The organism is Mesorhizobium sp. M7A.F.Ca.MR.176.00.0.0, assembly GCF_004023165.1.
Lineage (GTDB): Bacteria > Pseudomonadota > Alphaproteobacteria > Rhizobiales > Rhizobiaceae > Mesorhizobium.
Window position 1 is genome coordinate 99,280 of the sequence record NZ_RZTC01000003.1, and the last position, 12,076, is coordinate 111,355.

At 64.3% G+C, this 12,076-nt stretch carries 14 protein-coding genes, 1 tRNA gene and 1 pseudogene; 4 read left to right on the forward strand and 12 right to left on the reverse strand.

Going from position 1 to position 12,076, the window contains the following annotated elements; genetic code table 11:
* The coding region (locus EOB59_RS35850) for a DUF6537 domain-containing protein (protein WP_348639498.1) at nucleotides 1–507 on the forward strand (507 nt) is incomplete at its 5' end.
* A gap of 120 nt (nucleotides 508–627) precedes the next feature.
* Here the strand turns inward: EOB59_RS35850 and EOB59_RS02115 are convergent.
* From EOB59_RS02115 to EOB59_RS02145, 7 genes are all read right to left on the reverse strand, one after another.
* Nucleotides 628–909, reverse strand: a complete 282-nt coding sequence (locus EOB59_RS02115; RefSeq protein WP_127808052.1) for a hypothetical protein — start codon at nucleotides 907–909, stop codon at nucleotides 628–630.
* Between the two features lie 112 nt (nucleotides 910–1,021).
* Nucleotides 1,022–1,477, reverse strand: a complete 456-nt coding sequence (locus tag EOB59_RS02120) for a periplasmic heavy metal sensor (RefSeq protein WP_128287535.1) — start codon at nucleotides 1,475–1,477, stop codon at nucleotides 1,022–1,024.
* Nucleotides 1,474–1,926, reverse strand: a complete 453-nt coding sequence (locus EOB59_RS02125; protein WP_127808050.1) for a hypothetical protein — start codon at nucleotides 1,924–1,926, stop codon at nucleotides 1,474–1,476. The genes EOB59_RS02120 and EOB59_RS02125 overlap by 4 nt, the downstream gene beginning before the upstream one ends.
* An 80-nt stretch (nucleotides 1,927–2,006) precedes the next feature.
* Nucleotides 2,007–2,549: an RNA polymerase sigma factor gene (locus EOB59_RS02130; protein ID WP_128287536.1), complete on the reverse strand. Its 543-nt coding sequence runs from the start codon at nucleotides 2,547–2,549 to the stop codon at nucleotides 2,007–2,009.
* Between the two features lie 45 nt (nucleotides 2,550–2,594).
* Nucleotides 2,595–3,026, reverse strand: coding sequence for an acid-shock protein (locus EOB59_RS02135; protein ID WP_128287537.1), 432 nt, complete (start codon nucleotides 3,024–3,026; stop codon nucleotides 2,595–2,597).
* Between the two features lie 163 nt (nucleotides 3,027–3,189).
* A complete protein-coding gene (locus tag EOB59_RS02140) occupies nucleotides 3,190–3,378 on the reverse strand; it encodes a DUF2158 domain-containing protein (protein ID WP_023811455.1) in 189 nt (62 codons plus the stop codon).
* A gap of 135 nt (nucleotides 3,379–3,513) precedes the next feature.
* A tRNA-Thr gene (locus EOB59_RS02145) sits at nucleotides 3,514–3,589 on the reverse strand.
* 331 nt (nucleotides 3,590–3,920) lie between these two features.
* Here EOB59_RS02145 and EOB59_RS02150 point away from each other — a divergent pair.
* Nucleotides 3,921–5,060 carry a hypothetical protein gene (locus EOB59_RS02150; RefSeq protein ID WP_164895555.1) on the forward strand — a complete coding sequence of 380 codons (1,140 nt, stop codon included), beginning with the start codon at nucleotides 3,921–3,923 and terminating at the stop codon, nucleotides 5,058–5,060.
* A gap of 14 nt (nucleotides 5,061–5,074) precedes the next feature.
* On the opposite strand, the gene EOB59_RS02155 is transcribed toward EOB59_RS02150, so the two are convergent.
* Together EOB59_RS02155 and EOB59_RS02160 are read right to left on the reverse strand one after the other, a co-directional pair.
* Nucleotides 5,075–6,676: a cisplatin damage response ATP-dependent DNA ligase gene (locus EOB59_RS02155; protein WP_128287539.1), complete on the reverse strand. Its 1,602-nt coding sequence runs from the start codon at nucleotides 6,674–6,676 to the stop codon at nucleotides 5,075–5,077.
* A 4-nt stretch (nucleotides 6,677–6,680) separates the two neighbouring features.
* The gene (locus EOB59_RS02160; RefSeq protein ID WP_128287540.1) at nucleotides 6,681–7,691 is read right to left on the reverse strand and encodes a ligase-associated DNA damage response exonuclease; all 1,011 of its coding nucleotides are present in this window, start codon (nucleotides 7,689–7,691) and stop codon (nucleotides 6,681–6,683) included.
* 106 nt (nucleotides 7,692–7,797) lie between these two features.
* On the opposite strand from EOB59_RS02160, the gene EOB59_RS02165 reads away from it, so the two are divergent.
* Nucleotides 7,798–8,727 (forward strand): methyltransferase domain-containing protein, encoded by a 930-nt coding sequence (locus EOB59_RS02165; protein WP_128287541.1) that lies wholly within the window; start codon nucleotides 7,798–7,800, stop codon nucleotides 8,725–8,727.
* Between the two features lie 275 nt (nucleotides 8,728–9,002).
* Nucleotides 9,003–9,365: a hypothetical protein gene (locus tag EOB59_RS02170; protein ID WP_127271228.1), complete on the forward strand. Its 363-nt coding sequence runs from the start codon at nucleotides 9,003–9,005 to the stop codon at nucleotides 9,363–9,365.
* On the opposite strand, the gene EOB59_RS02175 is transcribed toward EOB59_RS02170, so the two are convergent.
* The 3 genes and pseudogenes from EOB59_RS02175 to EOB59_RS35855 all read right to left on the reverse strand — a co-directional run.
* Nucleotides 9,362–10,303 carry a glyoxylate/hydroxypyruvate reductase A gene (locus tag EOB59_RS02175; RefSeq protein ID WP_127321001.1) on the reverse strand — a complete coding sequence of 314 codons (942 nt, stop codon included), beginning with the start codon at nucleotides 10,301–10,303 and terminating at the stop codon, nucleotides 9,362–9,364. The genes EOB59_RS02170 and EOB59_RS02175 overlap by 4 nt on opposite strands.
* A 29-nt stretch (nucleotides 10,304–10,332) precedes the next feature.
* On the reverse strand, nucleotides 10,333–11,964 hold the full coding sequence (locus EOB59_RS02180; protein WP_128287542.1) for an ABC transporter ATP-binding protein: 1,632 nt from the start codon (nucleotides 11,962–11,964) through the stop codon (nucleotides 10,333–10,335).
* Nucleotides 11,961–12,076, reverse strand: a pseudogene (locus tag EOB59_RS35855) (ABC transporter permease); the annotation flags it as partial. The gene EOB59_RS02180 and the pseudogene EOB59_RS35855, both read right to left, overlap by 4 nt.

The window sequence follows — 12,076 nt, forward strand, 5'->3', positions numbered from 1 at the left end:
TTCCACCCGCGCATCGAAGAGTTCTGCGGCACGCTGCCGGCGGGTCTGGGCAGCTACATCGAGGACCGCCCGAAGCTCGCCGCCTTTCTCGATCGCCGCATCAATCATGGCCGCCGCATCCGCACCGACAGTTTTGCCGGCTTTGCCGCTTTGTGGTTCATCGGCGGCCTGCGCCGCTGGCGTCGCAGTCTGCTGCGCCACAAGGTCGAGGTCGCGCATCTCGATCGCTGGTACGCGCTGGCTCTCGACCATGTGCCCCAGGACTACGCACTGGCCGTCGAGATCCTCAATTGCCGCCGGCTGATCAAGGGCTACAGCGACACCCATGTCCGGGCACAGTCGAAATTCGACCGCGTGCTGTCGGCGCTCGACCTGGTCAAGGGCCGGACGGACGCCGCCGACTGGATCCGCCGCCTGCGCGAGATGGCGCTGAAGGACGAGAAGGGCGACATGCTCGACGGCGCGCTGAAGACGGTGGCGACGCTGGGGCCGGACCCAATCAGCTGAGATATCTAGCGGGCGTCCACGGATTGGAGCGGCGCTAACCTTAACTCCGGGCTGGCTGACAGGATTGCCCGTGCGCCGGCGCTGACGCGGGGCCAGGTGCGTGACCCCGCGGTGCTTTGATCAGTAATGGTGCCAGCGGCGCCAGTGATGGTGCGGGTGCCAGCCATAGACCGGAGCGTGCCAGTAGTGGTAGCGCGGGCGCACGATGACGACGCCGTTCGGCACGCAACGGCCCCATCGGTTCGGGTGCCAGCCGATGCCGCAACCCCAGCGGACATGCTCGACCAGGGCGGCCGGCTGGGCAACGGACACGATGGGCATTGCGCTGGACGCGGTGGCGGTCACGACAGTTCCACTGACCGCCAGGATAGCGGCTGCTGCATAGTTTTTCAGGCGACTCATAATTGGGCTCCGAGTGCATTCGAGTTTGAAGATGGCCGCCCGGCACGGTGCGATCGGGCAGGCTTGTCCCTTCTCTTCGTTAAACGGCGTCTCGAGCATTTTCCGTCGGTCGTCATGGCGATTTTTTCGGCGCAACGGCAGCGCGGCGTTCCATATGGCGCAGCAATGCCTGTGCCAGCACGCTCCGGTTTTCGGGTGATGTGTTCGCCGCGAAGTCGACAATGGCCTGCTCGAGCCGGGTGCGAACCGTCGCGTCGGCGTTGCGTGCCCGCTCCAGGGCGGCGGACAAGGCGGCCTTGTCCATGACAGGCTGTTGCAGCAGGTCCGCTGCCTGCTGCCTGGCCTGCTGGCCATCGAGAATGATCTGACGGGACTGCACGCGAACCTGGCGCAGCGCCTCGCGGAACGCCTTGCGATCCTGCTCGGGAAGTTGTCGGCCGGCCGATTCCAGCGAGACACCCGATTTGGCATTTCTCAGCCAGACCGCACCACCGACAAATGCGCCGGCAAGAAAGACGTTCAGCACCACGGAAGCAATGACCAGACCACGGACCCAGCGCGTGCTCATAGGCTTTCCTCACCGTTCTCGGCAGCGGGGCCGGCATCACCAAACGCCGTCACATTGGCATCCAGCACAGTATGGTCGGGCTGGACCTCCGGCGTGACGATGGTCACCAGGGCCAGCCCTGCCACGGCGCCGGCCAGACCAATGCCGGCAAGTCCAAGTCCCAGCCACCAGAACCGCTGACGCCGGCGCTGGACGAGGTGCCGGCCGGCAGCCTGCAAGATGCTGCCGTGCAGTGCCTTGTCCGGGGCGTCGACGCGGTAGCTGTCGAGCAGCGCGTCAAGTGTTCCGGCCTGCCTCAAGATGGCCTTGCCCGCGCCGCTCGCGGCAAAGACCGTGCCGGCCATTCGCTCAGCCGCGGGCCATCGCCGCAAGTCGCCGCCATAGGCCTGGGCCAAGACGGCAAAGCGCCTGGCATCCATTGCGGGTTCGTTCCTGGATCCTTCAGCCATGTGTCTCCCCCTTGCCCGTCGGCGCCGAGCGCCAGGCGGCACCAGCAAGGCGCAATGGTGCGTTGGTGCTTGCCCGGCGCTTACTCATCGGTGCCATCCCCCGCCAGGATCGCCTGCAGCGACCGCCGGCCGCGCGCAAGCAGGCTTTCCAGGGCATCGACGCTGATCTGCAAGGTCGCTGCCGCCTCGATATTGGACATCTCCTGATAGTAGACCAGAACGATCGCTTCGCGCTGGCGCGGCGCTATGGCTTGCAGCGCCCGTTCGACCCGAAGCGCGTCCTCTTGGTGATGGGCGTCGGGAAGTGCCGCGGGGTCGACCATCTCCGGCAGGTCGCCGGTCACCCACTCGCGCCTGCGACGCAGCCGGTCGTAGCAAAGGTTGAGCGTCACCCGGTGGATCCAGCTGTCGAAGCGCGCATTGCCGCGCCGCCAGCTCGCGGCATGGCGCCAGATCCGCACGAAGGTTTCCTGGGCGACATCCTCGGCCTCCGCCGCATCGCCGAGCATGCGCACGGCAAGCGCCAGGATACGCGGCAGCTTGCGCGCGACGAGGGTTTGCACCGCTGCCGGCTCGCCGGCGCCAACACGGCGAACCAGCTCCTCGTCCGGATCCGCAGCCATCAGTCGGCGCACTCCCGATATTCATCGCGCGTCATTGCCTCTTGGTCATTGCTCTTGCTTGGGAGCGGTTTTGTGGCCCGGCAGTTCGTCGGCCGTCAGAATGCCGTCGGCATTCTTGTCCAGCCGGGCGAAGCGCCTGGCGAAGAATGCATCGAGTTCGGCGTGATCGATGAAGCCGTCATGGTTGGAATCGATCCGCGCGAAAGATTTGGCGGCGTCGCCCTTGACGTTGCGCTTCGTCTGAAAGGCCTCCCATTCCAGCAGGCTGATCTTGCCGTCGCCATCCGTGTCGGCCGCCATGATCGCCTTTTCGCGCCGCTTCTGGAATTTGGCCAGCGTGATGTCGGACCTGGTCCCCGAAGCGCCTGGCGCGGCAAGTGGCGCGGCGGTCGGCGGTGCAGGCGGCGTCGTTGCCTGGGCGAAAGCCGCAACGGTCTGCAAACTCAAGGCAACGACTGATATCGAACGACTGATCATGTTGTGCGTCTCCAGGTTGGCGCGACGCAGACGGCTTGTGCCGCCATCGCGCTTCAACCGTTAAACGCCGCGACCCGGAAAATCCGTCGGTCGCGCCTGCTGATCCGTTCACGCCCGGACAAAAGAGGGTGCCCATCCCGGCTCGATCGGGATGGAAGGAACTCTAGTCCGACTGGTCGGCCGCAATCAGTTGTTCGGGCTTGAACCCGGCATGTTGCGGGGTCCACACCTCGCCCTCGCGATTGAACCAGTGGCACAGATACATGCCCGAGGCTGCCCCATCGCTGATCGTCATCCTGGGACCTCCGGATTTCAGCCTGACGACGTCTCCGGTCTTGAAATTGTTGGGCATTTTTGACCTCCCATGCTGAGGCCATGAGTTTCACACCAAACCGGTGTCTCGACAATGGCAGATCTGCCAGGCCGGCGCCGCAATCCTTTGCACCAGCTGCGAAGGGGCAGACAGACGACAAAAATGGAGGAGGAATGGTGCCGCTTGCGTGACTCGAACACGCGACCCCCGCATTACGAATGCGGTGCTCTACCAACTGAGCTAAAGCGGCCCAGGAAGCCAAGGCCTCCAGGATGCGGCGGTGATAGACGCAACCGGGCGCGAATTCAAGATGCGACTTGGCAATTCCTGCGTCGGCGTCGTGGCACCCTCGAAAGCCGGCCGCCGCCTTGTCCGCCAGTCAGTCGCCAAGGGAATGCGGCGCACGGTGCGTGTGCTCCCTGTGCGCGAAAATCGGCGAAACATGCTGATTTCGTTGCCGGAACAGCGCCGGAATGGACTTTGCACACCTCTGCGAGGCAGAATACGCCGCTCGCCCGTTGATTGATTGGTCGCCTGCGGCTAACGATCACGGCAAGGTTGGCAAAGACAGAGGGACCCGCTTGGACGCGATCGAAAAAGCGATCCGGAACGCCTTGGAGAAAGGCAATGCCGAGGACCGCGCGTTCCGCGAGAGGGTCTATCGCTCGGCTTTTGCCGCGCTCGATCGCGCGCTCCAGGCCAATCCCGGTGTGACCGTTGAGGTCGCCATCAAGCGCCGCAAGGCAATCCAGGCGAAAATCACCGAAATCGAATCCGAGTTCCTGCCGGCGGTGCCGGATGTCGGTCCGCAGGGCGATGCACCGGCGGTCGAACTCGGAGCGGACCCGGCGCCCGCGGTCGAAACCGGCCGACAGGCATCGTCCCCCGATGTCGTCGTCGACGGACCCGTGCAATCCGCTGCCGATGCGCCGCGCTCCCGCGTCCTGCCCGTCGTTCCCGACATCATGCCGGAGGCCACGCTTCCCGATGCTCCGGCCATCGACATGTCGGTTCCGGCCTCGGCGGGCGCGACGACGGAAGTGGCGCCCGACCGCGATGAACGGCGCATAAGGGGGCGTCGCCTGCCGCTGACCGCCATCTTCCTGACCGTGACACTGCTCGCCGCGGTTGGCATCGGCCTGTTCTTCGCCGTGCAGACCGGCGTGTTCAAGACATCCGCGCAACTCGACACCGCCCCGCCGCAAGCGCCGCCGACCGTCGAGGACGACGATTTCACGCCGGCCGACGGCGGTCCGACAAAACCCGGCGCCGCGGACCAGGCGCGCGAATGGATCAATGTGTTTTCGCCGGCCGATGCATCGCATGTCAGCGCGCCGTCTGACGCCAGGGCCGAGGTGATGAAGGACGATACCGGTTCGTTCCTGCGCATCCGTTCCGGCGCGTCCGGTTCGGCGATCAGCTTCGACGTCGGACAAGGCGTGCTGGAGAAGCTGGCCGGCAAACATGCCGTGTTCGACATCATTGCCCGCTCCGAAGAAGGCAAGGAGACGCAGATTTCGGTCGACTGCAATTTCGGCGAACTCGGCGACTGCGGCCGCAAGCGCTATGCGGTCGGCCAGCAGCAGAACGAATATCTGTTCGATGTGCAGTTTCCGGACAAGCGTCCGGGCTCGGCCGGCACCATTGCCATCAATTCCGACTTCGACAAGCAGGGTAAGGCCGCGGACATCTACGAAATCCGCGTTTCGATCGAGCCGTAAGAGCGCTGAACGGTCTAGCGGTCGAGCAGCGCCTGCAGCGTCTCGATGCGGTCGGCCTCGTTGGCCGGCTTGTCCCAGCGCAGCCGCGAAATGCGGGGAAAGCGCATGGCAACGCCGGATTTGTGCCGGGTCGAGCGGTTCAGCCCTTCGAAGGCGACTTCCAGCACAAGGCCGTTGTCGCGGTCGGCCCGCACCGAGCGCACCGGCCCGAAACGCTCGATCGTGTTGTCGCGGACATATTTGTCGATCTGCTTCAGCTCCTCATCGGTGAAGCCGAAATAGGCCTTGCCCACCGGCACCAGTTCCTCTTCGCCTTCGGCACCTGTCCAGACACCGAACGTATAGTCGGAATAGAAGCTCGAGCGTTTGCCGTGGCCGCGCTGGGCATACATCAGCACCGCGTCCACCGTGTGCGGATCGCGTTTCCATTTGAACCATGGACCTTTCGGCCGGCCGGCGACATAGGCTGAGTCCCAGCGCTTCAGCATGACGCCCTCGATGATTGGATGCGGTGGCATCCGGCGCAGTTCCTCCAGCGTTTGCCAATCCGTGAAGTCGACGAATGGCGAAAGATCGAAACGGCTCGGGTCGAGCGTCGCGACAAAGCTTTCGAGGCGACCGCGCCGCTCGCGAAACGGCAGCGCGCGCAGATCCTCGCCGCCGACCTGGAGCAGATCGTAGCAGCGCATGAAGGCCGGGTATTGCTGCTGCATCTTCGGTGTCACCGTCTTGCGATTCAGCCGTTGCTGCAGATCCGAGAAGGTTCCCGTCGCCTCTCGGGGATCGCCGACAAGCAGTTCGCCGTCCAGCGTTGCGGAAAAATGCATGGCATCGGCGAGGTCCGGAAAGGCGCCGGAAACATCGTCACCGGTGCGCGAATAGAGCCGGCGGATGCCGCCCTCGGCCACCGCCTGGACACGGATGCCGTCCCATTTCCATTCGGCGGCATAATCCGCCGGATCGAGCTTTTCGAGATCGCCGTCACCGACCGGGTTCGACAGCATCACCGGGCGAAACAATGCCAACGCCGTGTTCCTGGGCTTCTCGGCCTTGCCCTCCAGCCACGCGAACAGCGCTGTGTAAGGCGGTGACAGCCCGTGCCAGAGCTCCTCGATCTCGGCCACGTCGACCTTGCCGAAATCGGCCAGCGCCTGTTTGGCCAGCCGCGCCGACATGCCGATGCGCAGCCCGCCGGTGACCAGCTTGATGATGGCAAAGCGCGCTGAGATGCCGGCGCTGTCGAGCAGCCCTGTCAGCACCTTCGGTCCGTCGGAGCGGCTTGCCGCCTGCAGTTTTGCCACGACCTCGCCAAGCGTCGGCTCGCGGTTCGCGATGTTTCCGGGCGTTTGCGGCCAGACCAGCGACACCGTTTCGGCGAGATCGCCGACATAGTCGTAGGAATAGCCGAACAGCACCGGATCCATGCGTTCGGTGACCAGCATGCGCAGCATCGCCGGCTTGACCGCAGCGATATGGAGATCGCCGGTGATGGCAGCCAGCGCCAGGCCGCGATCGGGATCCTCCACGCTGCGGAAATAGTCGGTCAGCAAGGTCAGCTTGCCGTTGCGCGACGGCGTCAGCACCAGGCGGTCGAGAAGTTCGGCGAAGCGGTTCATGGCTTCAATCGCCCTCGTCCTCGTAGCCGACCAGGTGCAGCGGCCGCGCCGCGATGCCTTCGAGCTCGCACCAGCGTACCAGCGCTTCCTCGCGGCCATGCGTCACCCAGATTTCCTCGGCTCCGGTCTCCTTGATGGTGGCGGTCAGCTCATCCCAGTCGGCATGGTCCGAGATGATCAGCGGCAGCTCGACGCCGCCTTGCTTGGCGCGCTGGCGAATGCGCATCCAGCCCGACGCGAAGCACGAGATCGGATCGGGAAAACGCCGCGCCCAGCGGTCGGCGAAGGCCGATGGCGGGCCGACGACGATGGCGCCGGTAAAATCATCCTTGCCGCCGCTTTCGACGGTCGCCGGTTCGAGGGTGCCGAGATCGATGCCTTGGCTCTGGTAATATTCACTGAGTTTGGCCAGCGCGCCATGGATGTAGAGCGGCCTGTCGTAGCCGGCGTCGCGCAACAGCCGCATCACCCGTTGCGCCTTGCCCAGCGCATAGGCGCCGACCAGATGCGAGCGCTCCGGGAACTGCGCTGCCGATTTCAGCAGGCGGGCGATTTCTTCGGTGTCGGGCGGATGGCGAAACACCGGCAGGCCGAAGGTCGCTTCGGTGATGAACACATCGCACGGGATCGGCTCGAATGGCGCGCAGGTCGCGTCCCTCTGCCGCTTGTAGTCACCGGAAGCGACGATGCGCGTGCCCTGATGCGCGACGGATATCTGCGCTGAGCCCAGCACATGGCCGGCTGGATGGAAGCTGACGCTGATGCCATTGAGTGCTATCGTCTCGCCGAGTTGTGCCGCTTGCGTCGTGCCAGCGAAATTCTCACCGTAGCGTAGGCCCATAATGTCGAGCGTTTGCCGCGTCGCCAGCACCGAGCGGTGGCCGGAACGCGCATGGTCGGAATGGCCATGCGTGATCAATGCCCGGTCGACCGGCCGGACCGGGTCGATGAAGAAATCGCCCGGCGGGCAATAGAGGCCCTCGGGCCGGGGATGAAGCAGGTCGCTGGCGCGCATGATCCCCAAGATAGGATATAATTCCGCGGCGGGAAGCCTGTTGTAAGTCACTGCTGACTCCCGCATAGAGCACCGCCGGCTCGATCCGCCGGCAGGACCCATCGCCATGAAACCGCTTCAGGCCTCGTCCGGCGACTTGAACGCCGATCGCCGTGCCGATTATGCCGAGATGCTGCACGCGGATGGGGACCATGCGGCGGCGGCGGAATTGCTGCTCGGCGCCCTGGAAATGACACCGCAATGGGCGATGGGCTGGTTTCGCCTCGGCGAGATGCAGCAGGCGGCGGGCGCGGCGGAGCTGGCCGCGCAGGCCTGGACGATGTCGCTGCAACTCGATCCATCGGATCGTCAAGGCGCTGCACTGAACCTGCAATTGATCGGCAAGGCGCCGGCGCCCGACGCGCTCCCCAGCGCCTTCGTCGAGACCTTGTTCGACCACTATGCCGAGAGCTTCGATGAGTCCCTGGTCGGCAGGCTGGGTTACCGCCTGCCTGGGATGCTCGACCAGGCCATTCGAGCGGCAAGGCCGGGACGCTTCCCGCTCGCTCTGGATCTCGGCTGCGGCACCGGCCTGATGGGGCAGAGGCTGCGGCCGATCGCAGACCGGCTGGAGGGTTACGACATTTCGGCAAGGATGCTGAGAAAGGCGCGGGCCAAGGGCGTCTACGATTTCCTCAACAAGGCCGATCTGCGGGATTTTCCCTATGCCGGTCCGAAAGCCGATCTGGTGACGGTGGCCGATGTTTTCATCTATGTCGGCGCGCTGGACGGCGTGGTGAAGACGATTGCCGGCTTGCTGGCGACGGACGGCCTGTTCGCGTTTTCCGTCGAGACGCTGGCTGGCGATGGCGATTTCGTGCTGCTGCCGTCGCGCCGCTATGCGCATGCGCAACACTATGTGCGCGACGTCCTGGCCGCCAACGGGCTTTCGGTCCTGTCACTGGAACCAACCGTGATCCGGCAGGATCGCGGGGAACATGTCAACGGGTTGGTCGTTGTGGCCAAGGCTCCGAACTCAGCCCGACAAAGGACCTGACGACAGCCAGTTCGGCGGTGTCGGCAGCTTTTACCGGCAGCGATAGGAATTTTTTCTTGACACCCTGCCCTCAGCTATGGTACATTTTCGCCCATGGTGCTGATTTGCGCCAGTGACCCGCCGCGCAGGCGGGTTTTCGTTTGATGCTCCGTCAGCCACGCGCCAGCGGAGGGGCAGCCTCGCCGCTTCTTGCTGTGAAAAAGTCCGATTTGCATGCGCGACTGATATTTGCGATCTGCTCGCATCAGGGCGGGATATCAGGAGGAGCATAGCCGATGCGCTGGAACATGATGATCTTGGCCTCTTGCCTGCTGACCGCCGGCTGTGTCGGCGGCACCTCGATGTCGGAACAGCAGGATGCGAACGTCCAGTCCTCCCTGCAATACGACACCGTGCCGTGCGATCAGTTGCTGGCGCAGCGCAATGGCTTGGCGCAGCAATACAACCTTCCGGCGAAGGCCAAGCCGACATTCTCCAACCCGGCGATGGGCTTCGGCCCGTTCACGCCTGACATGCGCTCCAAGGCCAAACGCGATACCGACAAGGCAAGCGGTGAGATCGATGCCATGAACCGGTCGATCGATCGACGCGACTGCGGCCAGCCGGACAAGCAGAAGAAGATCGCTCTGCCTGGCTAGTACCCCGCCTTGCGGTCCACCAGATTGTCCAGCTTTTCACCGCGTTCGAAGGCGTCCATCTGGCGCAGCATGATCGGCGCCAGATGCACCGGATCGGAGGTCGCTGCCGCGTGCGGCGTCACAAACACTTTTGGATGCCCCCACAGCGGACTGGTCTTCGGCAGCGGTTCGACCTCGAACACGTCGAGGCTCGCCTCCTTCAATGTGCCGTCATCCAGCGCCCGCAAAATGTCGGCATCCTTCTGCAGACGGCCGCGCCCGGCATTGATCAGCACCGAACCGCCGAGGCCGTTGCGCTTCCGCAATTCCTTCAGCACGCCGTAGTTGATAATGCCCTTGGTCTCAGGCGTCAGCGGCAAAAGCACCACCAGGATGTCGGTGGCCTTGAGGAAGGGGATCAGTCCAGCTTCGCCGGAATAGGTCGCGACGCCTTCCATGGCCTTGTCGGTGCGCGACCAGCCATTGACGGCAAAGCCGAGCGACAAAAGCACCGAGGCCGCGGCGCGGCCGAGACTGCCGAGGCCCATGATGCCGACCGAAATGTCACCGGCAGGCCTCTGCTGCGGCTCGTGCCAGATCTTCTTCGGCTGCTGCGACCGGTAGAGCAGGCCCTGGCGGTGATGGTCGAGAACCCGCCAGACGACATATTCGGTCATGTACTGGGTGAGGTTGTCGGCGACGACCTTGACGATCGGCACATCGGGCAGGCCGGGATCGGCGAAGATATGATCGACGCCGGCGCCGATCGAAAAGATGGCGCGCAGATTGGGCAGCGACGACAACAGGTTCGGCTTCTGCTTCCACACCACGGCATAGGTGATCGACGGGTCGCTGGCGCCGTCAGGCTCCAGCACCACCTCGCGCTCGGCCGACAGGAGCTCGCGCCAGCGCTGCGGATGAAAGCCGGTGACGGCAAGCAGGATACGGCCTTTTTCCATTGCGGTCTTTTAGTCCCTCTCTACGCAAATCACTCGCTGACGATGCCGACCGGTGCCGTCTCGATCTTGAAGGCGGCCGAGATCAGCGCCCGAGTATAGTCGGTTTGCGGATTTTCAAAAATCTGCTGGGAAGGACCAGCTTCGACGATCCTGCCATTGCGCATGACGATGACGTCGTTGGCGAGCGCGCGGATGACTTTCAAATCATGGCTGATGAAGAGATAGGCGAGATCGTGCTTGGCCTGCAGGCTGCGCAGCAGATCGACGACCTGCGCCTGCACGCTCATGTCGAGTGCCGATGTCGGCTCGTCCAGCATGACGAAGCGCGGGTTGAGCACCATGGCGCGTGCGATGGCAACGCGCTGGCGCTGGCCGCCGGAAAACTCGTGCGGATAGCGGTTGCGTGTCGCCGGATCGAGCCCGACCTCCTTCAGCACGGCGGCCACCTTGTCGTCGCGCTCGTCGGGCGACAGCTTCGGCTCGTGGATTTTCAGGCCTTCCTCGATGATCTCGGCGATCGACATGCGCGGGCTGAGCGAGCCGAACGGATCCTGGAAGACGATCTGCAATTCGCGCCTGAGCGGCCGCATGGCGTTGAAGGACAGCTGGTTGATGTCGCGGCCGTTGAACTGGATCGTGCCGGTCGACGAGATCATGCGCGCCAGCGCCAGGCCGAGCGTCGTCTTGCCGGAGCCGGATTCGCCGACCACGCCGAGCGTCTGGCCGGCGCGCACGGTGACATCGATGCCGTCCACCGCCTTCACATTGTCGACGGTGCGGCGGAAGAAGCCCTGCTTGATCGGGAACCAGACCTTTATGTCCTTGCCGGTCATGACCGGCTTGGCGGCGGCATTGGCGGCCGGCGGCTTGCCCTTCGGCTCGGCCGCCAGCAGATGCCTTGTATAGGCATGCTGCGGATTGGCGAAGATCTCTTTGGTCGGCCCGGTCTCGACTATCTTGCCCTTGGTCATCACGCAGACACGGTCGGCGATCTTGCGCACGATGCCGAGATCATGGGTGATGAACAGCATCGACATGCCCTTGCGGCTCTTCAGCCCGGCCAGCAGCTCGAGGATCTGCGCCTGCACGGTGACGTCGAGCGCCGTCGTCGGCTCGTCGGCGATCAAAAGTTCGGGCTCGTTGGCCAGCGCCATGGCGATCATCACGCGCTGGCGCTGGCCACCGGACAACTGGTGCGGATAGGCATCGAGGCGCTTGTGCGGATCGCGGATGCCGACCTCGTTGAGCAAGGCCAGCGTGCGCTCCTTGGCCGGGCGGTCGGCCATGCCCTGATGCAGCTTCAGGATCTCGACGATTTGATGCTCGATCGTGTGCAGCGGATTGAGCGAGGTCATCGGCTCCTGGAAGATCATGGTGATCTTGTTGCCGCGCACCTGCCGCAACTGCTTCTCGTTCATCGCCAGCAGGTCGGCGCCCTGGAACAGGATCTTTCCCGAGGGATGGCTGGCGCTTGGATAAGGCAACAGCTTCAGCACCGAAAGCGCCGAGACCGATTTGCCGGAACCGGATTCGCCGACCAGCGCCACTGTCTCGCCCTTGGCGATGTCGAACGAGATGTGGTCGACGGCCAACGACTGGCTGCCGCCCTGGCTGAAGGCGACGCTGAGATCCTGTACGCTGAGCAAGGGGGCTTCGCTCATCTGAACGTCTTGCGCGGATCGAAGGCGTCGCGCGTCGCCTCGCCGACGAAGACCAGCAGCGACAGCATCAGCGAGATGACGACGAAGCCGGAAATGCCGAGCCACGGCGCAT